The organism is Altererythrobacter ishigakiensis (assembly GCF_001663155.1).
Taxonomy (GTDB): domain Bacteria; phylum Pseudomonadota; class Alphaproteobacteria; order Sphingomonadales; family Sphingomonadaceae; genus Erythrobacter; species Erythrobacter ishigakiensis.
The window spans coordinates 1871567-1897117 of the sequence record NZ_CP015963.1 but is presented as its reverse complement, the minus strand read 5'-3'; the positions used below and the strand labels follow the sequence as shown (position 1 = coordinate 1897117).

The window sequence follows — 25551 nt, the reverse complement described above, 5'->3', positions numbered from 1 at the left end:
TTCAGACTACCTCCGCCAGCTTGGCCTCCACAAGCTGGCGGACGTTTATCTCAGCTCCCAGCCGCGCGCCCAACAGCGCCGTTCCGCTTATCTTGCGTTGAACGAACAACGTCTCCGCCGGCGGGATATGCCAGCTTTGCTTGTCTTCGGCGATCGCCAACCCTTCATCGCGCAAAAGTGGCACGAAAGCGCGATTGCCAAAGTCGAAGGGCGCATCCTTGTTCATTTCATCAGTGATAATCGCGATCATCCGGTCGACCCGTTCGCCCTGACGTTCGATTACGGTTTGATTTATAAATCCGATGGAGAGAGCCTCTTCACGAACTCTGGCGGCATCGCCGCTCAGACCTGCGTTAAGGAGTTTTCGGTAACCCTTGATGACATGCGGCTCGATATCGCGCGCGGCGCCGAAATCGAGCAACACTACCGCCCCATTGCTGCGGCGATAGCGGTAGTTTGCGAAATTGGGATCGGTCTGCATTGCGCCGAATTCAAAAAGCTCCCGCAAAACCAGATCGACGATTCGCTCGAACACTTCGTTGCGGAGGTGCTGTGGTTCTTCGGCGAGAGCTTCGATCGGGATGCCCTCTTCAAAGCTCATCGCCAGAATACGGCTTCGTGTCAGCTCTTCGTGTATGTCGGGTACGACGAAGCGGTCATCGCCTTCCATGCGTTCAGCATAAAGGCGCATTTGTTCGCCTTCGCGAATATAGTCAGCCTCTTCCTTGAGCTGCTCCTTGGCGGCCGCCAACAGCGGTTCCATGTCGAGCGTATCGGGCAACAGTCCAGACATCCGCAGCAGCGTGGCGACATTGTCAACATCTGCAGATATGCTTTCCGCAACGCCCGGGTACTGGACCTTGATCGCAAGTTCTTTGCCATCGCGAGTAAGCGCCTTGTGGACCTGTCCGATCGATGCCGCCGCGATGGGGCGGGGATTGAACCAACGAAAATTCGTTCGCCAATCCGTACCCCATTCTTCACGCAGAACGGAGTCCAGTTGCCGCGCCGGCATGAAGTTCGCCTGATCGCGGAGTGTGGAAAGAATTGAGGATAGCTCAGCCGGCAGGAAATCACCTGCATCCATGCTGATGATTTGCCCCAGCTTCATCGCCGCGCCACGTAGATGGGACAGCCTCTCCGTCAGACGACGTGCATTGCCGGGTGTGAGCAGCAGGTCCTCGGCGGAAATTCTCTCGCCACTGGCGAGCCGTCGTGCTCCTTCGGCCACCATACCTCCGGCGATTCCGCTTGCTAGCCGGCCAAAACCCGCCACCCGGCCGAGGCGCGAACTAGGAACGGCTCGATAACGCGCGTTATCCCGTGGGTTATCGCGATCAGTCACGTGAATTGATCCAATCTGTGCCGTCCATACGGCTATCCAATGATCGGAGCCTGTCGCTGTTCCTCAGCTAATGCAAAGACCACCATCGACCGGTAGGCACTGACCAGTGATGTAGTCGCTGTGCGAAGAGGCAAAGAATACTGCCAAGCCCTCCAGCCCATCGTGATCTCCGAAGCGCCTGAGAGGAATGCGCTTGGTCATCCACTCAGCAAACCGCGGGTCTGCCTGTGCAGTCAAATCAGTTTCGTAGAAGCCAAACAGCAAGGCATTTGCGGTAATCCTGTAGCGTGCAAGCTCAAATGCCGCGGCGCGGGTCAGCCCGTTTACCGCCGCCTTTGACGCGGCGTAGTTGGAGCTGCGATTGACCCCCATGATCGACTGGCCGGATGACGTCACAATAAGTTTGCCACCTTCGCCCCGCTCGACCATATGCTCGGTGACGTAACGATAGGTGAGAGCTGGGCCCCGTGCGTTGACAGCCATCACATGGTCCCATGCTTCGGCGGTCATCTCTGGCAACGCCATGCCACCACCGATACCGGCGTTCGCAAAACAGATATCGACTTTCCCGAACGCATCGAGCGTCCCTGCCATGGCAGCCGCGATCTGTTCTTCTTCAGCAACATCGCAGGGTAGGGCGATTGCTTTGCCGCCGTCCAGTGCCGAAAGTTCATCGATTGCGTGTGCATTCTTTTCCGGATTGCGTGCCCATATCGCGACGTCGGCACCTGATTTGATTAGTCCGCGAGCGAAAGCCAAGCCGATGCCACTGTTGCCACCCGTGATGATTGCGGTTTTTCCGCTTAGATCGAAAAGGTTCATGATCCGCAGATTGCGCGAACTGTCTCCAACGCGCAATCACTCAAATTTGTCAGGTCAGGGAACCCTTGGTGAATTTGGCTATTGGTCGGGCATGACCACCGAAACCTTATCGCGACCGGCTCGAATTCTTGGATATGCAGGACTGCTGCCACAGGCCATTTCGCTCGTGCTCCTTTTGCAAGGAGGGGAGTGGGGCTTCATCGCGCTGGCAGGAGGTTTCGCCTATGCGGCAATTATATTCAGCTTCCTGGGCGGGGTTTGGTGGGGGCAAGCTCTGCTGGCAAGGCGAGGTGACGCGATAGTCTATCTGATTGCGGTGTTGCCAAGCTTGCTGGCGCTAGCGTTGTTCTTGCCTTGGACTTTCGGGTGGCAGTGGCCTGAGCCACAGCTGTTATGTTTAGGCGTATTAATTGCATTGAGCCCTTGCATTGACCGCTGGTTAGGTCTTTCTGACACTGTTTTCATGCGGTTGCGATGGCATTTGTCGCTGGGACTGGGAACACTGACAGCGGCACTGGGCCTGATCGGGATTGAACCAGTTTGAATATGGTCGGGGAGAGAGGATTCGAACCTCCGGCCCCTGCCTCCCGAAGACAGTGCTCTACCAGGCTGAGCTACTCCCCGACCGGATCGGACCACATGGCTGCAAAAGAGCTGTGGAACGAGGCAAGGCGCGCCCTATAGAAGCGCCTTAGCGGGGTGGCAAGCGCGCAATTGCGGGTTTAGGGTTGTTGTATGGCCAGTGCTAAGATTCCCCACACTCAAGGTGATACGGCGCATTACGAGCAGCAGTATCTCGATCTGATGCGTCAGATATGGGAGCAAGGTAGTGAGGGGGTTGATCGGACGGGAATTGGCACGCGTTCCATTGCCGGCGCAATGCTGCGATTTGATCTAGCGCACGGTGCGATGCCTTTGCTTACAACCAAGCGCGTGTACTGGAAGACAGCCACGCGCGAGATGTTGTGGTTCCTAACCGGCGAAACCAATATCCGGCCGCTCGTTCTGCAAGGCGTGAAAATATGGAATGAATGGCCGCACGCCAATTTCGTCAGAGCGACGGGTGAGCAGATCGCGCTCGATGAGTTCGTGCAGCGGATCGCCGATGATGAGGAGTTCGCAGCGAAGTGGGGCGATCTGGGCCCGGTCTATGGCAAGCAATGGGTCGATTGGCCGACCTTTCGCTATCGCAAGGATGGTCTCTACGAGAAAGGGCCCGGCATTAATCAGGTCGCCGGGGTGGTAGAGAGCCTGCGGAATAATCCGGGCAGCCGCCGCCACATCATTGAAGGTTGGAATGTCGCCGAATTGGATAGGATGGCTCTGCCTCCTTGTCACAAGACGTACCAGTTTCATGTTGCCGAAAAGCACCTGAATTGTTTGCTCTATCAGCGCAGTTGTGACGTTGCGTTGGGCCTGCCTTTCAATTTGTGGTCGGCAGCCCTTCTGCAGCGAATGCTTGCGCAGCAAACAGACCTTGAACCGGGTGAGTTGATCTGGATGGGTGGGGACGTGCATCTCTACATGAATCACGAACATCTGATCACGGAACAGTTGTCTCGCGAGCCATCTGGTAATCCGACTCTTGAAATCACCCGAAAGCCAGAAACAATTTTCGACTACTCAATCGACGATTTTGTGGTTCATGATTACACGCCACAGGCTCCGATCAAGGCTCCTGTTGCGGTGTGATTTGCGCCGCTTGACCGCCGCAATTTGCTGCCATAGGCGCTCCTCATAACAGCATTCGAATGTGTGCCTGTCAGGTAGAAATCTCGCGCGAGATTGCACCCTTCGAATGGCCACACACTGGTGTTGGGAGAGCAAGCCTATGGCCGATCCGGCCGATAAACATCCGCAGTCCGGTTCGAACCGGCCTCAGCTAAAGCTGCACGTACCAGAGCCGAAGTACCGGCCCGGTGACGAGGTCGACTACAGCCACCTTGAAATCCCCAAAGCAGGCGAACAGCCTCGCCCTGACGAGGCGAGCGCCCCCAAAGAGATGCTCGACTTTGCCTACGGACTGGTGCGCGTGTTGGGCGAAAACAACAAGGCGCATGGGGCGTGGGATCCAAAGCTTGATGCCGACACGCTGCGCACCATGCTGCGCAACATGGCGCTTGTTCGCGCCTTCGATGATCGCATGTTCCGCGGTCAGCGCCAGGGTAAGACGTCATTCTACATGAAGTGTACTGGTGAAGAGGCGACCAGCGTTGCGTCTTCTATGGCCTTGGCATCAGACGACATGATATTTCCGTCGTATCGGCAGCAAGGCATTCTGATCGCGCGCGGATATCCGATCGTCGACATGATCAATCAGATCTATTCGAACAAAGGCGACAAGCTGAAAGGTCGCCAGCTTCCGATCATGTATTCGAGCCGCGAGCACAGCTTCTTCTCGATTTCAGGCAATCTCGCCACGCAAACACCGCAAGCGGTGGGTTGGGCGATGGCGAGTGCGATCAAAGGCGATAGTCGAATTGCTGCGACATGGGTGGGGGAGGGTTCGACGGCGGAGGGCGACTTCCACTCTGCCTGCACCTTTGCGACGGTCTACAACGCGCCGGTCATCCTCAACGTCATCAACAACCAGTGGGCGATCTCGAGCTTCTCTGGATTTGCCGGCGCGGAACGCACAACATTTGCAGCGCGTGCTCTGGGTTATGGATTGGCTGGCCTGCGGGTTGATGGGAACGATGCTCTTGCTTGCTATGCGGCGCAGCAATGGGCTGCGAACCGTGCGCGAGCAAACGCTGATCGAATACTTCACCTATCGTGCGGAAGGTCACTCTACGTCGGACGATCCCTCCGGCTACCGAAGCGCGCAGGAGCGCGAGGAATGGCCGCTGGGCGATCCCGTAATGCGCCTGAAAAACCATTTGATCGAATTGGGCGAGTGGGACGAAGACCGCCAGTCAGCGATGGATCTTGAATGCGCGGAGCTGGTCAAATCTGCAACCAAGGAAGCTGAAAAGAACGGCATTCTCGGCCATGGCCTTCATCATCCGTTCCACACCATGTTCGAAGACGTTTATGAAGAACTGCCGTGGCATCTGGAGGAGCAAGCTGATCAAGCTATCCGCGAACGCCAGATTAAATGGCCCGAAGGAGGGCCGGGAGAATGAGCACTAAAGCCAAGACAGAGGTTGCCGCGGCTGCAGCAGGCGAGCGCCGGCTCAACATGATTGAGGCGATCAATGACGCGCTCGACATCATGCTCGAACGCGATGATGACGTAATCATCATGGGTGAAGATGTCGGCTATTTCGGTGGCGTTTTCCGTTGCACCGCGGGCTTGCAGGAAAAGCATGGCAAGACGCGTGTATTTGATACGCCGATATCAGAATGCGGGATCATTGGCGTAGCAGTAGGGATGGGAGCCTATGGCCTTCGACCTGTGCCGGAAATCCAGTTTGCGGACTATATCTATCCGGGGCTTGATCAACTTATTTCAGAGGCGGCACGTCTGCGTTACCGCTCAGCGAATGATTACATTGCGCCTTTGACTGTACGCTCTCCATTCGGGGGCGGAATATTCGGCGGTCAAACCCACAGCCAGTCTCCCGAAGCAATCTTCGCTCATGTTTCAGGCCTCAAGACGGTCATACCCTCCACGCCATATGATGCAAAAGGCTTGTTGATTAGCGCAATCGAAGACAACGATCCTGTGATCTTCTTCGAGCCTAAGCGTATCTATAATGGGCCTTTCTCTGGTTATTACGACAAACCTGTCGAACCTTGGAAGAAGCACCCGCAAAGTGTGGTGCCTGAAGGCTATTACAAGATACCGCTCGGTAAAGCGCGCCATGTTACCGAAGGCGAAGCGCTGACCGTCTTGGCATACGGAACAATGGTTCATGTGGCAGAGGCAATCTGTGAGGCGAAGGGTATCGACGCCGATATCCTTGATTTGCGCACAATTGTCCCGCTCGACATTGAAGCAATCGAAGCTTCTGTTGAGAAGACCGGACGCTGCCTGATTGTTCACGAAGCAACCCGCACCGCCGGTTTTGGCGCTGAACTGTCCGCGCTGGTTACGGAGCGTTGTTTCTATCATCTCGAGGCTCCGGTTGAACGCGTGACCGGTTTCGACACACCATATCCGCACAGCTTGGAATGGGCCTATTTTCCGGGCCCGGTCCGTATAGGCGATGCGATCGACAAGATTTTGAAGGACTGACGCAATGGCAAAGTTCACATTCAATATGCCTGACGTAGGCGAGGGCGTGGCCGAAGCCGAGATCGTCGAGTGGCACGTCAAGGTTGGCGACACTGTGTCGGAAGACCAGCATCTCGTCGATGTGATGACCGACAAGGCTACGATTGACATCGAAAGCCCGGTTGATGGTGTAGTGACTGAAGTCGCTGGCGAAGTTGGCGACGTGATCGCGGTGGGCTCGATGCTCATAGTTGTTGAAGTCGAGGGCGAAGTGCCTGACGAGGTAGAGGAGGCTGAAGAGGTCGCTGAAGAAGCAGCACCCGAGCTAGCTACGCAGCCAGAGCCCGCGCCAGAACCGGAGCCAAAACCAGAACCTGCGCCAGCCCCGGCTTCAGTGCCTGCTGAAACCTCCGCAAAGATTCTTGCCACGCCTGCCGTTCGCAAGCGTGCACGCGACCTTGGCATCGATCTGTCCGAGATCAAACCCGCCGAAGATGGACGAATTCGCCACGGCGATCTGGATCAGTTCCTAGCCTACAACACTAGTGGTGGTTTTGCCCCAGCGGGCGCGACCCGCGAAGATGAGGCCGTCAAGGTCATCGGCCTGCGCAAGCGCATCGCGCAGAATATGTCTGCAGCGAAGCGAAATATTCCGCACTTCACCTATGTTGAAGAGTGCGATGTGACCGAGCTGGAGCACATGCGTGCTCAGCTGAACTCGGCTCGTGGTGCCAAGCCAAAGCTGACGATGCTGCCGCTTTTGATCACGGCGATCTGCAAGAAGCTGCCAGAATACCCAATGATCAACGCGCGTTATGATGACGAAGCAGGCGTGGTGACCCGCCATGGCTCGGTTCATCTCGGCATGGCAACACAGACCGACAACGGGCTGATGGTGCCCGTGATCAAGGATGCGCAGGCGAAGAACCTTTGGCAGCTTGCCAATGAAATCGGGCGGCTTGCCAATTCGGCGCGCGATGGTTCCGCCAAGTCGGACGAGCTTTCGGGATCGACCCTTACCGTCACCTCGCTTGGTCCTCTAGGAGGTGTTGCCACCACACCGGTTATCAATCGCCCCGAAGTTGCGATCATCGGTCCCAATCGCATTGTCGAACGCCCTATGTTTGTGACAGGGCCTGACGGGCAGGAGCGGATCGAAAAGCGCAAACTGATGAACATTTCGATCAGCTGCGATCACCGTGTCGTTGATGGATACGACGCGGCAAGCTTCATTCAAGAGCTCAAAAAGCTGATCGAAACGCCGGTTCTGCTCTTGAGCGAATAAAGTTTGTTTTTTCGCGCAAACGGTCGTTGACAGCATCTGGACTCGGCCCTATTTGCGCGTCTCCCAAGTGGCTGCGCGGGTGTAGCTCAGTTGGTTAGAGTGTCGGCCTGTCACGCCGAAGGTCGCGGGTTCAAGTCCCGTCACTCGCGCCACTTGGGTATTTCTCTACAATAGCTGATCGATTTCGACTTGTTGGCTTTCCGCTGGCAAGCTGATCAGCATGCCATCTTCAGCAAGCTCCAACCGGCCATCAAAGTGCTTTTCAGCGTCGCCCAGGAGTGCGGGCTCGATCAAGCGCACAGGCGGCGCGGGCACCAAGTGATACAGAACCAGAGCTTTCGCCCCGGCGAGCTGCGCCACGCGCGCTGCGTCCTCTGGTGAAGTGTGGTAGTCTGGAATATCGGCCATGATCTTCGCGCCATCTGTGTTGCCGCGGGCAGCAAGAGTTTCGCCCAGTTGCCCCACCATGGTCGGATTGAGCGCTTCGTGCAGGATGACGTCGGCATCTTGAGAGAAGCGAGCAAACTCCTCGGAATATTTGAGATCGCCACTGATCACCACTGAGCGACCCTCGTAATCGAGCCGAAATGCAAACGCATTGTCGATCGGCGCATGATCTACCCGAAGTGTGCGAATTGAGAGGCCATTTCGCTCAAATGTGAAGTTTTCCTCGATGTTCGTTGCGATGCCGCCAAAGCCAGTTGGCCGCGCAACCTCTGGTCCATGGTGTGCGATCCGGTATCCTCGGTCGATCTCGTAAGCTTGCATCAGGCCATCTACTAGGCGGTCTGTTCCTTCCGGACCGTAAACTGGCAGCGGCTCGTCGCGCCCACCGGCCATCCACGCCTGCAACATCAAGGCTCCGAGTCCATCGAAGTGATCAGAATGCAAGTGAGTAAGGAACGTTCCCTGAAGACGGTCCATGGGAAAGCCCATCGCACCTAGTTTTCGATCGGAACCCGAGCCCACATCGAAAATATATCCATCGCGGCCTGCCAGGACGGCAATACAAGGGCCGGCGCGATTGGCATCTGGCATCGGCGAGCCGCTGCCGCATACAAACACATGCAAGCCATCAGGTAGTTCGGCGGTACGATCTACCCCGACTCTTTGAGCGACCGCATTGTCGAAGACCCGTTCACCAATCCAGCGTTGGCCGAAAATCCATACGGCGCCCGCGCTAAGAATGACAATTATTGCGAGCCAGATTACAGAACGTTTCATATGCTTCCTCAGGCCCGAATGGACTCTCTTAGCTTGCGTAGATTCTCCTCATGGGCATTTCTGTCGATGCGGTAGCGCGAGATGCAATAGAGCATGGCTGACCACATAAACACCAGCGAGGGTGCGTAGAAAGCGCCCAGCCACCATAACGTATCCTCACTCACAGTCTCAGGCGCGGCGCCTTGCGGGAATGCGACCGCCGACAGGATTAGACCCCCGGAAAGCACGCCCAGACCCTGTGTAGTCTTTCGGGTGAAAGTGATCGACGCGTAATAAACCCCTTCGCTTCTTCGCCCGGTTTTGAGCTGATTGGACTCAACCAGATCGGCGATCATTGAGTAAATTACGGCCTGAACCGCAATGATCAATGCCAGGTCAATCACATTGATTGCAAGAACCAACGGGAAAAGGACCGGATCGCCATTTTCGGGCATAAGGCCGAGAAGTCGGAGAATGACAGGGGCAGGCGCGATGCTGAACGCCAGAACTCCCAAGCCAATGCTGGCTTCCTTCTTGCCAAATTTTCGAGTTACTCGTGGAGCAATCAGAAAACCCAGCAAGGCAGAAAAGAATACCGTCGCGGTCCAGAGGAAGATCTGAAACTCGCTAAAACCCCAGAAGTAGTTGAGCATGATGAAGGATAGCGACGTAGCAATTCCGGTCGAGATCGAAGCAAAGATCATCGCAAAGAACAATGCAATGAAACTTCCTTCGCTGAGCGTTTCTACCATCTCGCGAAATATGCGACGCACACTATAGCGTTCAGTGTTGGCCGAAGGTTTTGAGAGTGTGGGAATGCGGTGGTGTGTGCCGATTGCGGACACCATGATGGTCAGGAATATTAGCGTGCCGGCGATGATCCCGTATGTCTCAAAGCCCTCTCGGCTTTGCATACCACCTTCACCGGCAAGCAGCGCGCCAAACATAAGCACGCTCATGATGTTGCCGCCGGTCCATCCAAAGAACAGGCGATATGACTGGAGATTGGTTCGTTCAGCGTAGTCGGACGAAAGTTCAGGCAATAACGCTGTGCTCGGCGTTTCGTAGAACGTTATGAGAGTCCGGATGAGCACGGCCAAGCAGGTCAGATAAAGAAAAAGCCCGAGCTGATCGAGTTCGGGTGGATTCCAGAGCAGGAAGTACGTCAGACCGACGGGTGCCGCCGCAGCGTACATGAAGGGGTGACGTCTTCCCCAGCGTGACCTGAAATTGTCGGACCAATACCCGACCAAGGGATCGCTGATCGCGTCGAATACCAGTGCGATCAGGATGCCCAAGCCAACCAGACCGGGTTCAAGGCCAATGACCGTTCCGTAGAACAGCAACAGGAAGTAATCGAAACCGTTGTTCTTGATGCCAAAGGCACTCGCCCCAAACCCGTAGGCAATTTTCAGCCCAACCGTTGGTTGGCCGGAGTTGGGCGGTTCTGTGCCCTCATCTGTCTCCACGCAGCTTCCTCCCCCGAGCGGAGGCTATGCGATCGAGTTTGTACTGGCAATGGAATTAGTCGGGGGCGCTCCAAAGGCCCGTTTCCATCCAGATCAGGAAACGCTTGAGTGGCAGCAGCCAGATCACACCCAATACGACGTAAATAATCGTCTGAGCCCATACCGGCCAAGCGCCGATCAAATCTGGTGCGTATCGAGCGATCACGATGCCATAGACGATTAACGCGGTGAATAGCGCAAGAATGCCCACGGGAATTCGCCAAGTTGGTGTTTCGCGCATCAAAAGGGTCCGTACATTCTCGTTGGGGTTATCACAGCGTCTAGGGTGATGTCGTGCGGTTCTGTCGGGAGATCCTCGCAGAGTTGAACATCCCATGCGAGACCAATCGCCATGCGATCGGGATGTTCCGACAACCAGCGATCATAGTGCCCGCCGCCTTGGCCCAGCCGTTCGCCAGTGGCTGCGAAGCCAATCAAGGGAACGAACAGGACATCGGGCGTCAGCTCCTGTGCGTCAGCAGTTGGTTGCATCAAGCCAAATGAGCCTTTCTCCAGATCGGTTTCGCCAAACGGATCGGTGTGCTCTGCGAATCGCATCGGGGCATCATGTGATGCGAAGCGGGGAAGGGCGACGCGATGCCCATGCTCGCAGAAATGTGCGCTGTAGTTCGCAGTAGGTGCCTCGTGCGCGGTCGCATGATAAAGGCCAATCACGGCATCTGGTCCAATACGATCAAGTATCGGCCGCGGGGGATGGCGGAAGACAAGGCCACGCATCGTCTCTGGCAATTGTTCAACATGCTCTCGGCGGGCTGAGCGCAATTGCTTTCGAAGCTCTGATTTCCTCATCGCTACATCACCTACTCGTCCAATCGGCCCAAAAGGCCGCAAGCCCGAACGGGCGCCCGCAGCGACGCGACCTTCAGGTCGCATGAGCGAGGATATCGCGCGCCTGAAGGCGTGCGGAATGAAAGACAGTGACGGAACCACCATGGGTCGGTGCTCGGGAAATCCTCTGACGCCTAAACGTCAGGTGGGTGCCGTAATGCCCTAGACCCCAGGACGAACCCGTAATCCGGAGCAGGGACAGCTCCCTAGGAATTGCTTATAGCCTCAGGGATATTCAAACGGCTCGTGCCGGGCAGTCCCGCCAACGCTGTATTTAGGACATGGACGCCCGGCTCTCAAGCGTATCGGCACATTTTTCGATCAGGTCGGCCAATTGTTCAAGTTTTGGCGTAATATCGTCACTCTTGAAAAGTGTCTCCTGCCCGCCAGCCGCCGATCTAATATTGGCCAAGTCATTGGCTATCGCATCTCGTTCACCGCGAACCGCGTCAAGTTCCAGTGAAATCTCTCGCTGTTTTTTCTCAGCATTTTCATTGTCTTGTTGAAGCGATTTGACCTGTTCGTTCAGCTTGCCTGGGTCATCACCCACAGCTTGGCGCGCCTCATACAGTTCGTCGGCAAGGAAGAGAGCGGCGAACAGCAGATTCTGCGCCTCTGTTGAACCAGTTTTAGTGCCCATGGCGGACAACTTTTCGTCGATCATGCCGCCAAGTCTGGCGAGGTGCGCCTCTTCGCCGTCAGCGCACGCGACTTTGTAGGCTTTGCCCCTTATTCGCAGTGTAATCTCGCTCATGGCTCAAGCCCGGCAATTAAGTGATCGAGATCCGACAGTGTTGCAGAGACCTCTTTCCGCAGAATTTCGTGCTTTGCTGACCAACTACCATTATCTAGCGATTGGACGCTAATCTTCTCGCTCGCCGTGTAGATCCGGTCGACGGCAACTTCGATCCTTTCGATCGCTCGCGATATTCGATCTCTTTCCACTCCGCCAAAATAGACGAATTGCGCAAACAGAGCAAAGCCTTGGCCCGGCCTGTTGATAAGTGATCTTGAGCTTGTTCAATCGCGTCAAACTTTCGCCAGTCGGTGGAATGGCGATCAGACCGGCTTGACCTCGTAACGCCCCTCCGCGAAGGGTCCGTCAACGCGTCGAATCGACGCATTGAGCGAATTGGTAACCCGCCACGCTTTTCGCAGTTCAGGAGCCCAATCGAATGAGCCTCGATCCCGTCCGCCTTCAACCCATGGCCAACGCGATCCGCGCGCTGTCGATGGATGCAGTCCAAGCAGCCAATTCAGGACACCCGGGCATGCCGATGGGGATGGCCGATGTCGCGACGGTTTTGTGGTCGAACTATCTGAAGTTTGACCCTCACGCGCCCGACTGGGCAGACCGCGATCGTTTCGTTCTCTCAGCCGGGCATGGCTCGATGCTGATCTACAGCCTATTGCATCTGTCGGGCTATGCTGCCCCGACGATGGACGATATTCGAAACTTCCGTCAGCTGGGCAGCCCGTGTGCGGGACATCCAGAGAACTTCCTGTTGCCCGGCGTAGAATGCACCACTGGGCCGCTGGGGCAGGGCTTGGCCATGGCAGTGGGTATGGCCATGGCTGAGCGACACCTCAACGCTGTCTTTGGCGATGATCTGGTCAACCACCGCACCTGGGTCGTTGCAGGTGACGGATGCCTGATGGAAGGTATCAACCACGAAGCGATTGGCCTTGCTGGTCATCTTGGTCTGGGCCGGATGATCGTGCTGTGGGATGACAACAACATCACCATCGATGGCGGGACTGATCTTTCGACCAGCGAAGATATCAAGGCCCGATACACAGCGACGGGTTGGCATGTGACCAGCTGTGACGGGCATAGTTTCGAAGACATCGCTCGCGCTCTTGATGAAGCTGTTGCTGATGGCCGCCCATCGCTCGTCGCCTGTAAAACCGTAATCGGGAAGGGCGCGCCAAATAAGCAGGGAACCAGCGCAACGCATGGTGCGCCGCTTGGGCCAGAAGAGATTGCTGCTGCACGCGAAGAGTTGGGTTGGGAACATGAGCCATTCACGGTTCCAACCGACATTCTCGCTGATTGGCACGCAACAGGCGAACGTGGAGCTTCCGCGCATGGCGCGTGGGCTGGTCGGCTTGCGACCGATCTGAATCGCAAGGCCAAATTCGAAAACCACATGATGGGGGTTGGCGGTCTGGCGGCTCCAGCTCTAGAAGCGCACATCCGGAACTTGGCAGAAGAACCGAAGAAGGTCGCGACCCGCAAGGCGTCGGAAATGGCGCTGGAACCGCTAACCGCGGCTTTGCCGCAATTGATTGGCGGCTCGGCAGACCTTACTGGCTCCAACAATACCAAGACCAGCAGCACCTCCCCGATGAGCGCTCAGGACTATTCGGGACGCTACGTCTATTACGGCATTCGTGAATTCGGGATGGCAGCCGCGATGAACGGCATGGCTTTGCACGGCGGGGTCGTGCCATATGGCGGCACTTTCCTGATCTTCAGCGACTACTGTCGCAATGCAATCCGGCTGTCGGCGCTCCAGGAAGTTGGCGCGATCTATGTCATGACGCACGATAGCATCGGCCTGGGCGAAGATGGCCCAACACACCAACCGGTAGAGCAGGTCATGAGCCTGCGGTTGATGCCAAATCTCAACGTCTACCGCCCATGCGATGTGATCGAGACAGCTGAATGCTGGGCGCTGGCACTATCAACTCCGAATACCCCGTCCGTGCTCTGTCTGTCCCGCCAGGGCTTGCCGCAGCTGCGCGGAGAGGGGGATGCTGACTGGTCAGCAAGCTCAAATCGCTCAGCCAAGGGCGCATATCGGATTGCCTCTGCCGGCGCGGACCGCAAAGTTGTGCTGGTGGCTACGGGCTCCGAAGTCGCGCTCGCCGCCGAAGTTGCGGGCGCTCTGGAAGAGCAGGGCATTGGTGCCGATGTTGTCTCGATGCCATGTGCTGAGATTTTTGATAAACAGCCTGGCGATTATCGCGCAGACGTATTCCCCGCCGATTGCCTGAAGGTTTCGATAGAAGCAGGTTCCACCTTGGGCTGGGAACGCTACACTGGAACATATGGCGTCAACATTGGCCTTGATCGTTTCGGGGCGTCGGCCCCGGCAGGCGATCTGTTTGCCAAATTCGGTTTCACTGCGGAGGCAATCGTCCCGCAAATTTTGAATAAATTGAACGGTTAAGCAGGAGATTCCCCCATGGCGACTAAGGTTGCAATCAATGGTTTCGGACGTATCGGTCGCCTGGTAGCGCGCGCCATTCTGGAACGTAGCGATCACGATCTGGAACTGGTCTCGATCAACGATCTGGCAGACACGAAGTCAAACGCTTTGCTGTTTCAGTATGACAGCACGCACGGCCGTTTTCCTGGCACTGTGGAAGTCGGCGACGGGGCGATCATCGTCAATGGCAAGTCGATTGCGGTTACCAGCGAGCGCGATCCTGGCAACCTCCCTCATGGCGAACAAGGCATCGACATCGTGCTGGAATGCACGGGTTTCTTCCAGAGCCACGAAGCGGCTGAGCCTCACCTTAAGGCAGGCGCAAAGCGCGTATTGATCTCTGCGCCGGCAAAGAACGTGTCGGCTACGATCGTCTATGGTGTGAACCATGAAACGCTGACTGCTGACGATGTTATTGTGTCCAACGCCAGCTGCACCACCAATTGCCTTTCACCCATGGCAAAGGCTTTGAACGAGACCGTTGGTATCGAACGCGGCTTCATGACCACGATCCACAGCTACACGAATGACCAACGCATGCTCGACCAGATGCATGGTGATATGCGCCGTGCACGCGGTGGGGCTCAGAATATGATCCCGACCACCACTGGTGCAGCACGCGCAGTTGGCCTCGTGCTACCTGAACTGGCAGGCAAGCTGGATGGTTCGTCAGTGCGCGTGCCAACGCCGAATGTATCGCTGGTCGATCTGGTGTTCACGCCTGGCCGCGACACTTCGGCTGAAGAGCTGAACGCTGCGCTCAAGGCCGCCGCTGACGGCCCGATGAAGGGAGTGCTCGACTATACCGACCAGCCGCTCGTTTCCTCAGATTTCAACCACTATCCGGCAAGCTCAACGATCGACAGCCTCGAAACGTCGGTCATGGAAGGCAAGCTGTGCCGCGTCGTTTCATGGTATGACAATGAGTGGGGCTTCTCGAACCGGATGATCGACACATCGGGCGTGATGGCGAAGTTCCTCTAAGGGTTCAGGTGATGACAGCGTTCAAGACTCTTGATGATCTGGGCGATGTCGCCGGCAAGGTCGCGTTGGTCCGTGTCGATCTGAACCTCCCGATGAAGGATGGTTCGGCCACGGATCTGACGCGCGTCGAAGCGGTCAAACCAACTATTCTTGAACTGAGCGACAAAGGCGCGAAAGTTCTTCTGCTCGCGCATTTCGGACGGCCGGGTGGGAAGCGCTCTTCCGTCCTTTCGACCAGTATGGTCGTGGGCGATGTCGAAGGCGTTTTGGGCAAGGAACTGATGTTCATTCCAGAGATCGCAGGTCCAGTCGTCGAGCAATCGATCGGTATCCTGCGCAATGGTGACATCGGATTGCTCGACAACACGCGCTTCTGGCCCGGCGAGGAAGCGAACGATCCTGAGCTTTCAAAGGCCATCGCGGCCCATGGCGATTTTTACGTCAATGACGCGTTCTCGGCTGCGCACCGTGCGCATGCCACGACCGAGGGGCTGTCGCACCATCTGCCCGCATACGCGGGCCGCGCAATGGAGAAAGAGCTGAAGGCGCTCGATGCGGCGCTGGGCAATCCGGAAACACCTGTCGCCGCCGTGGTCGGGGGCGCGAAAGTGTCAACCAAGCTCGCTGTTCTCGAGAATCTGGTTGGGCGCGTTCAGCACCTCATTATCGGAGGCGGGATGGCGAATACCTTCCTTGCCGCGCGCGGGGTGGATGTTGGCAAATCGCTTTGCGAGCATGATCTGACTGACACTGCAAACGCAATCATGGACAAAGCCGATCACGCCGGCTGCACGGTACATTTGCCCTATGACGTTGTGGTGGCGAAAGAGTTTGCCGCCAATCCGCCATCCTTGCGCACCTGCAACGTTCACGAGGTGGCGGAAGATGAGATCATTCTTGATGTCGGTCCTCAAGCTGTTGAAGCCTTGGCTGACGTCTTGAAGACATGTCGTACTCTGGTTTGGAATGGACCTTTGGGGGCGTTTGAAACCCCGCCATTTGATGAAGCTACGGTAGCTTTAGCGCGCACGGCTGCCGCACTCACACTCGAAGGCTCGCTGATTTCGGTTGCGGGTGGGGGTGATACAGTTGCTGCGCTGGCACATGCCGGTGTGACTGACGATGTAACCTATATCTCGACTGCCGGCGGCGCTTTTCTCGAATGGATGGAAGGTAAAGAGCTGCCTGGTGTAGCGGCGCTGTCGAAATAGCCGCCATCACAGTTGCGGGGCAACGTCCCACTGTTTAAGGGCGCGTGCATAGGTATGCAAAGACCAATCTGAAGCAGGAATTTTCGCATGAATCTCGATCAAATGACCGCCAAAATCGCGACAGGTAGCGGCTTCATCGCCGCTCTGGACCAATCGGGCGGGTCCACGCCCAAGGCTCTGCGCGGTTATGGTGTCGAAGACAGCGAATGGTCGGGCGACGAAGAAATGTTCGCCGCGATCCATGCAATGCGCAGCCGTGTGATAACCTCGCCCAGTTTTGCCAACGGCAAAGTGATTGGCGCAATTCTGTTTGAAAAAACGATGGAAGGCATGGTTGAAGGGCTTCCGGCCCCAGAAACGCTCAAGCAGCGCGGCGTGGTGCCGTTCATCAAGGTTGATCAGGGCCTTGAGGATGAGGCCCAAGGCGTCCAGTTGATGAAGGACATGACGAGGCTTGATGAACTGCTCGACAAATCTGTCGCAGCTGGCATGTTCGGAACCAAGATGCGCTCCGTCATCAAATCAGCAAACGCGGCAGGCATCGCTGCGAACGTCGCGCAGCAGTTCGAATATGGCAACCGGATTGCTGACAAGGGTCTCGTGCCAATGATCGAGCCTGAATATGACATCACTGCCGCAGATCGTGCGGAGGGCGAGCAGATCCTGGCTGCAGAGATCATGAAGAACCTTGAAGCGCTGCCAGAAGGCCGCAAGGTGATGTTAAAGCTTTCGATACCGGTCGAAGACAATCTGTATTCAGCTGCTATCGCGCACCCGAATGTGCTGCGCGTAGTGGCGCTGTCTGGCGGCTATTCCACTGATGATGCGTGCGATCACCTGTCCAAGAATGCAGGAATGATCGCCAGCTTCAGCCGCGGATTGCTGCAGGACTTGCGCAAAGGCCAGTCTGATGCAGAATTCGACGCCGCTCTTGGAAAGGCAATCGATCAGATTGCAGCGGCGAGTGCTGCCGGTTAAATTACGCGCGTGAGCGAACCGAGTACCCAGATTTACCTTATTTCACCGCAGGATGTCGCGGGCGATTTTCCTGCGCGTCTCGAGCGCGCGCTCGATGCTGGCAAGGGTATCGTGACTGCGTTCCAATTTCGCGTAAAGGGTATGGATCAGCATGATGCTGCGCGGCTTGCAGAGCCTTTACAGGCGATCTGCGCCGACCGTGATGTTGCCTTCATCGTGAACGATAGTGTGGCTCTTGCAAAACGACTGAAGGCAGATGGTGTGCACTTGGGACAGGGTGACGGCAATCCCAAGGATGCACGCGATAAGCTGGGCCGTGAGACGCAAATCGGAGTGACATGCCATGCTTCCAAGCATTTAGCGATGGAAGCGGGCGAGGCCGGGGCTGACTATGTTGCGTTCGGCGCGTTTTTCGAAAGCAGTACCAAGGATAAAGGCGATGCCGAGCGTCCGACACCGGACATCATTGCATGGTGGACGCAGCTGTTCGAGATTCCTTGCGTCGCGATAGGCGGAATTACGCCGTCCAATTGCGGGCCGTTGGTCCAAGCGGGCGCAGATTTTCTGGCTGTGTCCGGGGCGGTATGGAACGGTGACGAGGTCGAAGTAATCAATGCTTTCAAAAGAATGGTCGAAGATCGGAATTAACCGACCCGCACGCAAATGAGTCGACCCGTTGATCCATCTTCATTGATTGATCGAAGCTCATTTGTCCCGGTGCGCCGCAACTTTTCTCCGTTCTTTGGTCCGGCGGTAAAGGTCAGTTCATCACCTTTCAGAATATATGTGCCGCGACCCTGGTCGTTGCGATAGCGCGAGGCCCGGGCAATGCGGAAACTTTCCTTTTCTTGCGGTAACCATGCTTCGCGCGACGCGTCCCCGGGTAGAGCGCATTCATAGGGACCGTGAGGCATGGTGCGCAGCATCTGTGCCTGAGCCGGTGTGATTGCCAATTGCGCTGCTGCGACCGTGAAAATGAAGGCTTTTCTCATGCAATCGATCTATCACGCGCGCATTCGCATTGCCAGCATCCTTGCCCCGCGCAGTCGCCTCGGCTAAGGGCGCGCAACGTATTGCAGGGCGTGGCTCTGCAGGTTCCTTGAAAAGGTTGGTTCCCATGAAGATCAGCGGCGTCGATATCCGCCCAGGCAACATCATTGAGTACGAGAACGGCATCTGGAAAGTTGCCAAGATCCAGCACACACAGCCGGGCAAAGGCGGTGCCTATATGCAGGTCGAGATGAAAAACCTGCAGGATGGGCGCAAAACCAATGTCCGTTTTCGTAGTGCTGACACGGTTGAGAAGGTGCGTTTGGACACCCGTGAGTATCAGTTCCTCTACGAAGATGGCGATATGCTCGTGTTTATGGATCAGGAAACCTACGAGCAGATCAACCTGCCATCAGACCTTCTGGGTGATGCGCGCCCGTTCCTGCAAGACGGCATGCAGGTTCAGCTTGAGCTGTGGGAAGAGAAGCCGATCAGCGTGCAATTGCCGCAGCAGATCGAAGCCGAAATCGTTGAAGCCGATGCTGTGGTGAAGGGGCAGACCGCTTCTTCCAGCTACAAGCCGGCTGTCCTGGACAATGGAGTGCGCATCATGGTGCCGCCACATATCGAAAGCGGCACACGCATCGTGGTCGATGTCTATGAGCAGACTTATGTCGGGAAGGCTGGCTAAGGTCCATGTCGATGTTTTCTGGCCTCGTTCGCGTGATGGAGAAGGCGGCACGCAAAGCTGGCAATCGATTGCGCCGCGATTTTGGCGAAGTCGAGCACCTGCAGGTAAGCCGCAAAGGACCTGCTGACTTCGTATCGAAAGCTGACATGCGCGCTGAGCGTGCAATCTATGATGAACTACTCCATGCGCGACCTGACTGGGGCTTTGTGCTGGAAGAGGCAGGCATAATCGAAGGCGATCCGACCAAGCCGCGGTGGATCATTGATCCGTTAGATGGAACCAGCAACTTCCTGCACGGCATTCCGCATTTTGCGATTTCCATAGCGGTGCAGGAGCCAAAGCTTGATGGGTCTGGCTGGGGCGAGGTGACGGCCGGAGTGGTCTATCACCCTATCAACGATGAGACGTACTGGGCTGAGAAAACGCGCGGTGCGTGGCTGCAGGATGCACGTTTGCGCGTGTCGGCGCGTTCCCGCCTTTCTGATTCATTGATCGCAACGGGCATCCCTTTCCAGGGAGCCGGCGACCCGAATGAATGGATGAAGATCTACTCGGCGATCGGGCCAGAAGTCGCGGGCATCCGCCGATTCGGCGCCGCATCGCTGGATATGGCTTATGTTGCGCAAGGCCGGTTTGACGGTTTTTGGGAAACCGGTCTTAGCGATTGGGACACAGCTGCAGGCTGTCTTCTGATCAGGGAAGCGGGCGGATTCGTGAGCGATTTTCGCGGTCGTTCGGAACCCGTCCACGCAAAACATGTGCTCGCAGCAAACGATGCATTGCACTCAAAATTGCACAAACTTCTTGCTGGAGCATTGAAGGCTTGAACCTGATTGCGGGCGCGGCTATCTGCCTCGCTCCCGCAAGGTGTGCCCCTGTGGTGGAATTGGTAGACGCGCTCGACTCAAAATCGAGTTCCTAACGGAGTGCCCGTTCGAGTCGGGCCAGGGGCACCACATTTCACGAATTCGCTTGTAATTTCCCTGAAGCTTTGGGATTCAGTGTATCAGCAATGATCGCGCTGCCTTCCTTACATGCAATAGCCGCTATGGTGTTGACCATTGCGATGTTCGTCGGCTTCGCTCGTGGGCGTATGTCGATTGAGATCATTTCACTGCTTACGATCGCAGTGATTGCGGTTGGCCTCTATTTCTTTCCGCTTGATGGAACCAGTGAGACAGATGGCTTGATTCTGGCCTTCGAGGGTTTCGGCCACTACGCGTTGATCACAATCTGTGCATTAATGGTGATGGGTCGGGGGTTAGTAGTAACAGGTGCACTTGAGCCAGCTGCGCGTCTTCTTGAACGACTTTTCAAGATGAACCTGCAGTTGGGCCTGCTTTTCTCGCTATTTATCGCCTTCACCTTGTCCATGGTGGTGAACAACACCCCCGTGCTGGTGCTGATGATCCCAATATTTGTGGCGTTGGCCGAGCGCGGAGCTTTACCAGCTTCAAAGACGTTGATCCCGCTGAATGCTGCGTCGTTGCTAGGCGGGCTCGCAACCACGATTGGCACCTCGACCAATATCCTCGTAGTATCGATTGCGGTCGATTTGGGTATGCGAGAAATGGGTGTGTTTGACTTTACACCCATTGTGCTCGGCGCCTCATTGATCGCATTGCCTTACCTCTGGCTGGTCATGCCAAAGCTGCTCGGTGACAACCGGGTAGAGGCCGCGCACGCGCCCCGGATGTTTCATACGCGCCTGCGCATTGGCGGTGACAGCGAACTGATCGGCCAAGAAGTCTCCGCCATTCTGCCAAAGTTGCCAGACGGAATTCGTTTCCACGACAAGATGACGGGGCCGGTACAACCACAACAACGCTTGCACATTTCGGGCTCGCACCAAGCGCTCGAGGATGCGGTTCGTGTTCTGAAGGGCGAGTTGGCGCCAACCTGGGTCCTGGATCGCATTCGACGCCAGGCCGGAAACAAAGAACAGGATATCGTCGTCGTTGAGATGACGGTTACCGCAGACTCTCGCCTCATCAATCGTACGCTCCCGACATCAGGTATCGCGGACCTGCATGGCGTTGCAGTGTTGGGCATTCATCGTCCTGATCGCCTGTTGGGAGAGAAAGCTAACTACAGCGAGGTCGGTGATCTCAGAATCAGCGAAGGCGACGTTCTGTTGGTTATGGGGCTTCCCGGAGATCTTCAGGATTTCGCTACGAGCGACAGCTTGTTGATGCTCGAGGGGGCACGCGAATTGCCTCGCAAATCGAAAGCCCTTCTGGCTGCCACCATTATGGGTGTTTCGATCTTCACTGCATCTATCGGAATTTTTCCGATCGCCATTTCGGCTCTGGCTGGTGCCATTTTGATGTTCGTTACCGGCTGCGTGAAGTTCGAACGGGTCGGGCGAGCCTTGTCGGCTCAGGTCATCGTTCTCATTGCGGCCAGCATCGCGATCGGTCGGGTTATTCTTGAGAGCGGGGCGGCTGCCTGGTTGGGCGAATTGTTATCATTAGGGCTACAATTCCTGCCGCCTGCAGGAATTGTTGCGGCAATTATGCTGTTCGTGACGATCCTGACCAACTTCGCGTCGAATGCGACGGCGGCTACGGTCGGAACGCCTATTGCTTTCAGTATTGCCAACCAGCTCGGCATCCCAGCCGAACCCCTGGTCCTCGCGGTCTTGTTCGGGTGCAACCTCTGCTACGCTACGCCGATTGCCTATCAAACCAATATGTTGATCATGGGCGAAGGGAGCTATGTGTTTAAAGACTATGTGCGCACAGGTGTCCCGCTCGTCCTGATCATGGTGACCAGCCTGTCAGCGATGTTGGCATGGTCATACAGCATGTGGTGAATGCAGGGAGTTTAGGCATCCCCTAAATAAGTACGACCGCCCAAGCGTCTCCGCTTGGACGGCCGTGTTCTCCTCCCCAGGAGAATTGATTTAGCTAGGCAGCTGGGGGGAAGGGCCACTTCGCCAGATCAATCAGGTGTATGTGCCAAGGCGATGGTGAAGCGCGTTGATCTTCGCCAGCTCATCGCGGTCCTCGGTGCTGCGAGCGTGACTTTCAAGTGCGCGGCGTAGCAATCGGAAATCTGCTGTTGAGAGCAGTGCGCGAGCGCGGCCCGGTTCCTTGGTTGTGGTGTCAGTCATAATCACTCTCCTTTGGGCGGGCCTGCTTATGCAGCCTCAAATTGATTCATGGTGTTGTCTTTGCCGCCAGCCTTAAGGGCCGCTTCACCGGCGAAGTATTCCTTGTGATCATCGCCAATGTCCGAACCGGCCATGTTCTGGTGCTTCACGCAAGCGATGCCTTGACGGATTTCCTCGCGCTGAACGTTGAGAACGTAACCCAACATACCTTCTTCTCCGAAGTAGCGCTTCGCAAGGTTGTCGGTGCTCAAAGCGGCCGTGTGATAAGTAGGCAGTGTGATCAGGTGGTGGAAGATACCAGCCTGCGCAGCTGCATCCTTCTGGAATGTGCGGATACGCTCATCAGCCTCAGCAGCCAGTTCAGAACTGTCATAGTCCACACTCATTAGCTTGTCGCGATCGAAGCCGCTGACATCCTTGCCCTCTGCTTCCCATGCATCATAGACCTGCTGACGGAAGTTCAGCGTCCAGTTGAAGCTGGGCGAGTTGTTGTAGACCAGCTTGGCATTGGGAATGACTTCGCGGATGCGATCAACCATACCGCCGATCTGACCGATGTGCGGTTTCTCGGTCTCAATCCAGAGTAGGTCTGCACCGTTCTGCAGTGATGTGATGCAATCCAGAACGCAACGATCTTCGCCTGTGCCGGCGCGGAACTGATAAAGGTTCGACGGGAGGCGCTTTGGACGCAAAAGCTTGCCTTCACGGCTCAAGAAGACGTCGCCATTCTTGATGTCGGTCGGCTCAACTTCTTCGCAATCGAGGAAACTGTTGTACTGGTCGCCCAGATCACCGTCTTCCTTTGTGTAGGCGATTGATTTTGTGAGACCAGCGCCAAGCGAGTCGGTGCGAGCAACAATGATGCCGTCTTCAACACCCAGTTCCAGGAACGCATGACGGATGGCGCGGATCTTCTGCAGGAATTCCTCATGCGGTACTGTAACCTTACCGTCCTGGTGACCGCACTGTTTTTCGTCAGAGACCTGATTCTCGATCTGAAGCGCACAAGCACCTGCTTCAATCATTTTCTTTGCGAGCAGATATGTTGCCTCGGCGTTACCGAAGCCTGCGTCGATATCAGCGATGATCGGAACAACGTGGGTCTCATATTCGTCGATCTGGTGCAGCAAGCGATGCGTTGTGACAGCGTCGCCGGCTTCTTTTGCTGCATCAAGCTCGCGGAACATCCCGCCGAGTTCGCGCGCATCGGCTTGCTTCAAGAAGGTGTAGAGTTCTTCGATTAGAGCAGGAACACTGGTCTTCTCATGCATAGATTGATCGGGCAGCGGGCCGAACTCGCTCCGCAATGCAGCGACCATCCAACCTGAGAGGTAGAGATAGCGGCGTTTAGTGCTGCCGAAATGCTTCTTGATGCTGAGCATCTTTTGCTGGGCGATAAAACCGTGCCAGCAACCGAGTGACTGCGTGTAGTTCGCTGGATCAGCGTCATAGGCTTCCATATCCTCGCGCATGATCTTCGCGGTGTAGCGCGCGATATCTAGTCCGGTGGGGAAGCGGTTCTGGATGCGCATGCGTGCGGCGCTCTCAGCATCGATCGCGTCCCAAGACGGACCATTGGTCTCGATCGTGGTGCGAAGGTCAGCAATTGTCGAAGCGTATGTCATTCTTTGATCTCCTGCTGAGGCGTGCCCAAGGGCGGGGAGGTGCCTCTTTGCACCCTAAATGCGCGGAAGGTGAAGATTCGGACAGGAAAAATTACAAAAAATCGTGTCTGATTGAGCGAAATTGAGGCTATCTTTTTGTCAAAATGTAAATATATTTACGAAAATGACCGACAATAGCCTCTTAGCTGGCCCCGCACTGCGCCGTTTGCGCAAGCGTGAAGGAATGACACAGTCGTCCATGGCAGCAGCCCTGGGAATTAGTCCGAGCTACCTCAACCTGATCGAACGAAACCAGCGACCACTATCCGCGCGTGTATTGGTGCAGGTGATCGACCGGTTTGATTTCGACCCACGTACTTTGCGTGAAGATGAGAGCATTGGCGGAGTCGATGGATTGGCTCGGCGCCTGGCCGATGAACGATTTGCCGATCTCAATATTGACCGTGAAGAAATTAGCGAACTGCTCAATTCCGCTCCTCAGGCGGCGGCGGCATTTGCGCGGCTGTATGACCAAAGCGGTCAGGAAGTTGGCGGTGTCAACGACAGTCTGATCGCGTCACGGCGCGAGATCGAGCGCTGGCGCAACCACTTCGCAGATCTGGACAGCACCGCAGAAGAGCTTGCGGACGAACTGCGAATTTCGAACAGCGATCTCGGTGCAGCGCTTACCGAAAGGCTTCGCGAGAGGCATCAGTTGAGCGTACGGGTTTTGCCGCTTGATGTAATGCCTGATGCTTTGCGCCGATTGGATCTACACGCGCGCCAATTGCAGTTGTCCGAAATGCTCGACCGGTCCTCGCGCAATTTCCAGATTGCCGCGCAACTCGTCACGTTTGAGCAACGCGAAGCGATTTCAAAGCTGGTCGCTGGCGCACAATTAGATGATCTTGCAGCGCGTCAGTTGTTTGAGCGGCACTTGACAGCATACTTCGCTGCGGCGCTGCTGATGCCTTACGGTCGTTTTCTGCGGGCTTGCGAGCAAACCGGATATGATTTCGTCATACTTCAACGGCGCTTTGGCGTCAGTTTCGAACAGTTGGCACACCGGCTCACTACTTTGCAACGGGTCGGCCAGCGCGGCTTGCCGTTCTTTATGGCTAGGATTGATCGGGCGGGACAGTTTTCCAAGCGTTTCTCCGGCGCTAGCGGGGCTACCCTGCTGGAAAGTGAAGCCACTTGCCCGCTGTGGGTTGCGCATAGCGCTTTTGAACGGCGCGGCGATCTTTGTGTGCAACCGATCATTGTTGAGGGGGCTGATTCAGGACCAGCGCATTGGATTACCTTGGCTCGGACAGTCGATGCTATCGGCACGGCGGAACAAGCCCGTTTTGTCATTGTTCTGGGTGTCGAGGCGAGATACGGTTCACAGCTTGCTGCGACGAAGGGAATGTCGCTTGAACCTGAGGCTGCGGAGCCCATCGGTCTCGGCTGCGCGAGATGTTATCGAGAAGGCTGTCGTCAGCGATCGTTGCCGCCGCGTGGTGCCCCGTTGCAAGTCGATCGTCTTGCACGTGGTGTGACCCCTTTCGATTTTCAGGGGCTCAAACAGCGATAGTTTGTCTGTGCTTTGA

23 protein-coding genes, 3 tRNA genes and 1 pseudogene are annotated in these 25551 nt (G+C 56.2%); 16 read left to right on the top strand and 11 right to left on the bottom strand.

All coding sequences use genetic code 11. From position 1 onward, the window contains the following. Position 1 precedes the first annotated feature (1 nt). Positions 2–1345: an ABC1 kinase family protein gene (locus tag A6F69_RS09010; protein ID WP_067600137.1), complete on the bottom strand. Its 1344-nt coding sequence runs from the start codon at positions 1343–1345 to the stop codon at positions 2–4. 63 nt (positions 1346–1408) lie between these two features. Next, the gene (locus tag A6F69_RS09005; RefSeq protein WP_067600134.1) at positions 1409–2167 is read right to left on the bottom strand and encodes an SDR family NAD(P)-dependent oxidoreductase; all 759 of its coding nucleotides are present in this window, start codon (positions 2165–2167) and stop codon (positions 1409–1411) included. Here A6F69_RS09005 and A6F69_RS09000 point away from each other — a divergent pair. Then, positions 2166–2711: a DUF3429 domain-containing protein gene (locus tag A6F69_RS09000; protein WP_245638223.1), complete on the top strand. Its 546-nt coding sequence runs from the start codon at positions 2166–2168 to the stop codon at positions 2709–2711. The genes A6F69_RS09005 and A6F69_RS09000 overlap by 2 nt on opposite strands. A 3-nt stretch (positions 2712–2714) precedes the next feature. Here the strand turns inward: A6F69_RS09000 and A6F69_RS08995 are convergent. Further along, a tRNA-Pro gene (locus A6F69_RS08995) sits at positions 2715–2791 on the bottom strand. Between the two features lie 111 nt (positions 2792–2902). Between A6F69_RS08995 and A6F69_RS08990 the strand changes: the two genes are divergently transcribed. From A6F69_RS08990 to A6F69_RS08970, 5 genes and pseudogenes are all read left to right on the top strand, one after another. Beyond that, positions 2903–3859, top strand: coding sequence for a thymidylate synthase (locus A6F69_RS08990; protein ID WP_067600131.1), 957 nt, complete (start codon positions 2903–2905; stop codon positions 3857–3859). A 139-nt stretch (positions 3860–3998) separates the two neighbouring features. Continuing rightward, a pseudogene (locus tag A6F69_RS08985) lies at positions 3999–5292 on the top strand (thiamine pyrophosphate-dependent enzyme). Next, the gene (locus A6F69_RS08980) at positions 5289–6347 is read left to right on the top strand and encodes an alpha-ketoacid dehydrogenase subunit beta (protein WP_067600128.1); all 1059 of its coding nucleotides are present in this window, start codon (positions 5289–5291) and stop codon (positions 6345–6347) included. Before A6F69_RS08985 ends, A6F69_RS08980 begins: the two are co-directional and overlap by 4 nt. A gap of 4 nt (positions 6348–6351) precedes the next feature. Then, positions 6352–7611 carry a dihydrolipoamide acetyltransferase family protein gene (locus A6F69_RS08975; protein ID WP_067600125.1) on the top strand — a complete coding sequence of 420 codons (1260 nt, stop codon included), beginning with the start codon at positions 6352–6354 and terminating at the stop codon, positions 7609–7611. A gap of 75 nt (positions 7612–7686) precedes the next feature. Continuing rightward, a tRNA-Asp gene (locus A6F69_RS08970) sits at positions 7687–7763 on the top strand. Between the two features lie 13 nt (positions 7764–7776). Here the strand turns inward: A6F69_RS08970 and A6F69_RS08965 are convergent. The 5 genes from A6F69_RS08965 to A6F69_RS08945 form a co-directional block, all read right to left on the bottom strand. Further along, positions 7777–8835 (bottom strand): MBL fold metallo-hydrolase, encoded by a 1059-nt coding sequence (locus A6F69_RS08965; RefSeq protein WP_067600123.1) that lies wholly within the window; start codon positions 8833–8835, stop codon positions 7777–7779. 8 nt (positions 8836–8843) lie between these two features. Continuing rightward, a complete protein-coding gene (locus A6F69_RS08960) occupies positions 8844–10283 on the bottom strand; it encodes an MFS transporter (RefSeq protein WP_067600120.1) in 1440 nt (479 codons plus the stop codon). Between the two features lie 55 nt (positions 10284–10338). After that, positions 10339–10563, bottom strand: coding sequence for a DUF2842 domain-containing protein (locus A6F69_RS08955; RefSeq protein WP_067600117.1), 225 nt, complete (start codon positions 10561–10563; stop codon positions 10339–10341). Beyond that, positions 10563–11132 (bottom strand): 5-formyltetrahydrofolate cyclo-ligase, encoded by a 570-nt coding sequence (locus A6F69_RS08950; protein ID WP_067602861.1) that lies wholly within the window; start codon positions 11130–11132, stop codon positions 10563–10565. Before A6F69_RS08950 ends, A6F69_RS08955 begins: the two co-directional genes overlap by 1 nt. A gap of 313 nt (positions 11133–11445) precedes the next feature. Next, positions 11446–11925, bottom strand: a complete 480-nt coding sequence (locus tag A6F69_RS08945; protein ID WP_067600114.1) for a cell division protein ZapA — start codon at positions 11923–11925, stop codon at positions 11446–11448. A gap of 421 nt (positions 11926–12346) precedes the next feature. On the opposite strand from A6F69_RS08945, the gene tkt reads away from it, so the two are divergent. From tkt to thiE, 5 genes are all read left to right on the top strand, one after another. After that, complete coding sequence (gene tkt / locus A6F69_RS08940; RefSeq protein ID WP_067600111.1) at positions 12347–14347, top strand: transketolase; 2001 nt, start codon at positions 12347–12349, stop codon at positions 14345–14347. Positions 14348–14362: 15 nt separating this feature from the next. Next, positions 14363–15370 (top strand): type I glyceraldehyde-3-phosphate dehydrogenase, encoded by a 1008-nt coding sequence (gene gap / locus A6F69_RS08935; protein ID WP_067600108.1) that lies wholly within the window; start codon positions 14363–14365, stop codon positions 15368–15370. A gap of 11 nt (positions 15371–15381) precedes the next feature. Then, positions 15382–16581: a phosphoglycerate kinase gene (locus tag A6F69_RS08930; RefSeq protein ID WP_067600106.1), complete on the top strand. Its 1200-nt coding sequence runs from the start codon at positions 15382–15384 to the stop codon at positions 16579–16581. Positions 16582–16668: 87 nt separating this feature from the next. After that, a complete protein-coding gene (locus A6F69_RS08925) occupies positions 16669–17559 on the top strand; it encodes a fructose bisphosphate aldolase (protein WP_067600103.1) in 891 nt (296 codons plus the stop codon). Positions 17560–17568: 9 nt separating this feature from the next. After that, complete coding sequence (gene thiE / locus A6F69_RS08920; protein ID WP_067600101.1) at positions 17569–18207, top strand: thiamine phosphate synthase; 639 nt, start codon at positions 17569–17571, stop codon at positions 18205–18207. Here the strand turns inward: thiE and A6F69_RS08915 are convergent. Further along, entirely contained in the window at positions 18204–18551 is a 348-nt protein-coding gene (locus tag A6F69_RS08915; RefSeq protein ID WP_067600097.1) for a hypothetical protein, read from the bottom strand. The genes thiE and A6F69_RS08915 overlap by 4 nt on opposite strands. A 125-nt stretch (positions 18552–18676) precedes the next feature. Here A6F69_RS08915 and efp point away from each other — a divergent pair, with 125 nt between their 5' ends. The 4 genes from efp (at position 18677) to A6F69_RS08895 (ending at position 22055) form a co-directional block, all read left to right on the top strand. After that, the gene (gene efp / locus A6F69_RS08910) at positions 18677–19240 is read left to right on the top strand and encodes an elongation factor P (protein ID WP_067600093.1); all 564 of its coding nucleotides are present in this window, start codon (positions 18677–18679) and stop codon (positions 19238–19240) included. A gap of 5 nt (positions 19241–19245) precedes the next feature. Then, complete coding sequence (locus A6F69_RS08905; protein ID WP_067600090.1) at positions 19246–20067, top strand: inositol monophosphatase family protein; 822 nt, start codon at positions 19246–19248, stop codon at positions 20065–20067. Between the two features lie 44 nt (positions 20068–20111). Continuing rightward, a tRNA-Leu gene (locus tag A6F69_RS08900) sits at positions 20112–20196 on the top strand. A 56-nt stretch (positions 20197–20252) separates the two neighbouring features. Then, positions 20253–22055, top strand: a complete 1803-nt coding sequence (locus A6F69_RS08895; RefSeq protein WP_179946156.1) for an SLC13 family permease — start codon at positions 20253–20255, stop codon at positions 22053–22055. A gap of 132 nt (positions 22056–22187) precedes the next feature. Here A6F69_RS08895 and A6F69_RS13140 read toward each other — a convergent pair whose 3' ends face one another. After that, complete coding sequence (locus A6F69_RS13140) at positions 22188–22355, bottom strand: hypothetical protein (RefSeq protein WP_169816562.1); 168 nt, start codon at positions 22353–22355, stop codon at positions 22188–22190. A gap of 26 nt (positions 22356–22381) precedes the next feature. Further along, positions 22382–23980, bottom strand: coding sequence for an isocitrate lyase (locus A6F69_RS08890; protein ID WP_067600088.1), 1599 nt, complete (start codon positions 23978–23980; stop codon positions 22382–22384). 163 nt (positions 23981–24143) lie between these two features. On the opposite strand from A6F69_RS08890, the gene A6F69_RS08885 reads away from it, so the two are divergent. Beyond that, a complete protein-coding gene (locus A6F69_RS08885) occupies positions 24144–25535 on the top strand; it encodes a helix-turn-helix domain-containing protein (RefSeq protein WP_067600085.1) in 1392 nt (463 codons plus the stop codon). Positions 25536–25551: the final 16 nt, after the last annotated feature.

Coding starts and splice junctions, on each gene's coding strand:
- A6F69_RS09000 (WP_245638223.1), top strand. CDS start 2,166: ATGATCCGCAGATTGCGCGAACTGTCTCCAACGCGCAATCACTCAAAT.
- A6F69_RS09005 (WP_067600134.1), bottom strand. CDS start 2,167: ATGAACCTTTTCGATCTAAGCGGAAAAACCGCAATCATCACGGGTGGC.
- A6F69_RS08990 (WP_067600131.1), top strand. CDS start 2,903: ATGGCCAGTGCTAAGATTCCCCACACTCAAGGTGATACGGCGCATTAC.
- A6F69_RS08980 (WP_067600128.1), top strand. CDS start 5,289: ATGAGCACTAAAGCCAAGACAGAGGTTGCCGCGGCTGCAGCAGGCGAG.
- A6F69_RS08975 (WP_067600125.1), top strand. CDS start 6,352: ATGGCAAAGTTCACATTCAATATGCCTGACGTAGGCGAGGGCGTGGCC.
- A6F69_RS08965 (WP_067600123.1), bottom strand. CDS start 8,835: ATGAAACGTTCTGTAATCTGGCTCGCAATAATTGTCATTCTTAGCGCG.
- A6F69_RS08955 (WP_067600117.1), bottom strand. CDS start 10,563: ATGCGCGAAACACCAACTTGGCGAATTCCCGTGGGCATTCTTGCGCTA.
- A6F69_RS08950 (WP_067602861.1), bottom strand. CDS start 11,132: ATGAGGAAATCAGAGCTTCGAAAGCAATTGCGCTCAGCCCGCCGAGAG.
- A6F69_RS08945 (WP_067600114.1), bottom strand. CDS start 11,925: ATGAGCGAGATTACACTGCGAATAAGGGGCAAAGCCTACAAAGTCGCG.
- tkt (WP_067600111.1), top strand. CDS start 12,347: ATGAGCCTCGATCCCGTCCGCCTTCAACCCATGGCCAACGCGATCCGC.
- gap (WP_067600108.1), top strand. CDS start 14,363: ATGGCGACTAAGGTTGCAATCAATGGTTTCGGACGTATCGGTCGCCTG.
- A6F69_RS08930 (WP_067600106.1), top strand. CDS start 15,382: ATGACAGCGTTCAAGACTCTTGATGATCTGGGCGATGTCGCCGGCAAG.
- A6F69_RS08925 (WP_067600103.1), top strand. CDS start 16,669: ATGAATCTCGATCAAATGACCGCCAAAATCGCGACAGGTAGCGGCTTC.
- A6F69_RS08915 (WP_067600097.1), bottom strand. CDS start 18,551: ATGAGAAAAGCCTTCATTTTCACGGTCGCAGCAGCGCAATTGGCAATC.
- efp (WP_067600093.1), top strand. CDS start 18,677: ATGAAGATCAGCGGCGTCGATATCCGCCCAGGCAACATCATTGAGTAC.
- A6F69_RS08905 (WP_067600090.1), top strand. CDS start 19,246: ATGTCGATGTTTTCTGGCCTCGTTCGCGTGATGGAGAAGGCGGCACGC.
- A6F69_RS08895 (WP_179946156.1), top strand. CDS start 20,253: ATGATCGCGCTGCCTTCCTTACATGCAATAGCCGCTATGGTGTTGACC.
- A6F69_RS13140 (WP_169816562.1), bottom strand. CDS start 22,355: ATGACTGACACCACAACCAAGGAACCGGGCCGCGCTCGCGCACTGCTC.
- A6F69_RS08890 (WP_067600088.1), bottom strand. CDS start 23,980: ATGACATACGCTTCGACAATTGCTGACCTTCGCACCACGATCGAGACC.
- A6F69_RS08885 (WP_067600085.1), top strand. CDS start 24,144: ATGACCGACAATAGCCTCTTAGCTGGCCCCGCACTGCGCCGTTTGCGC.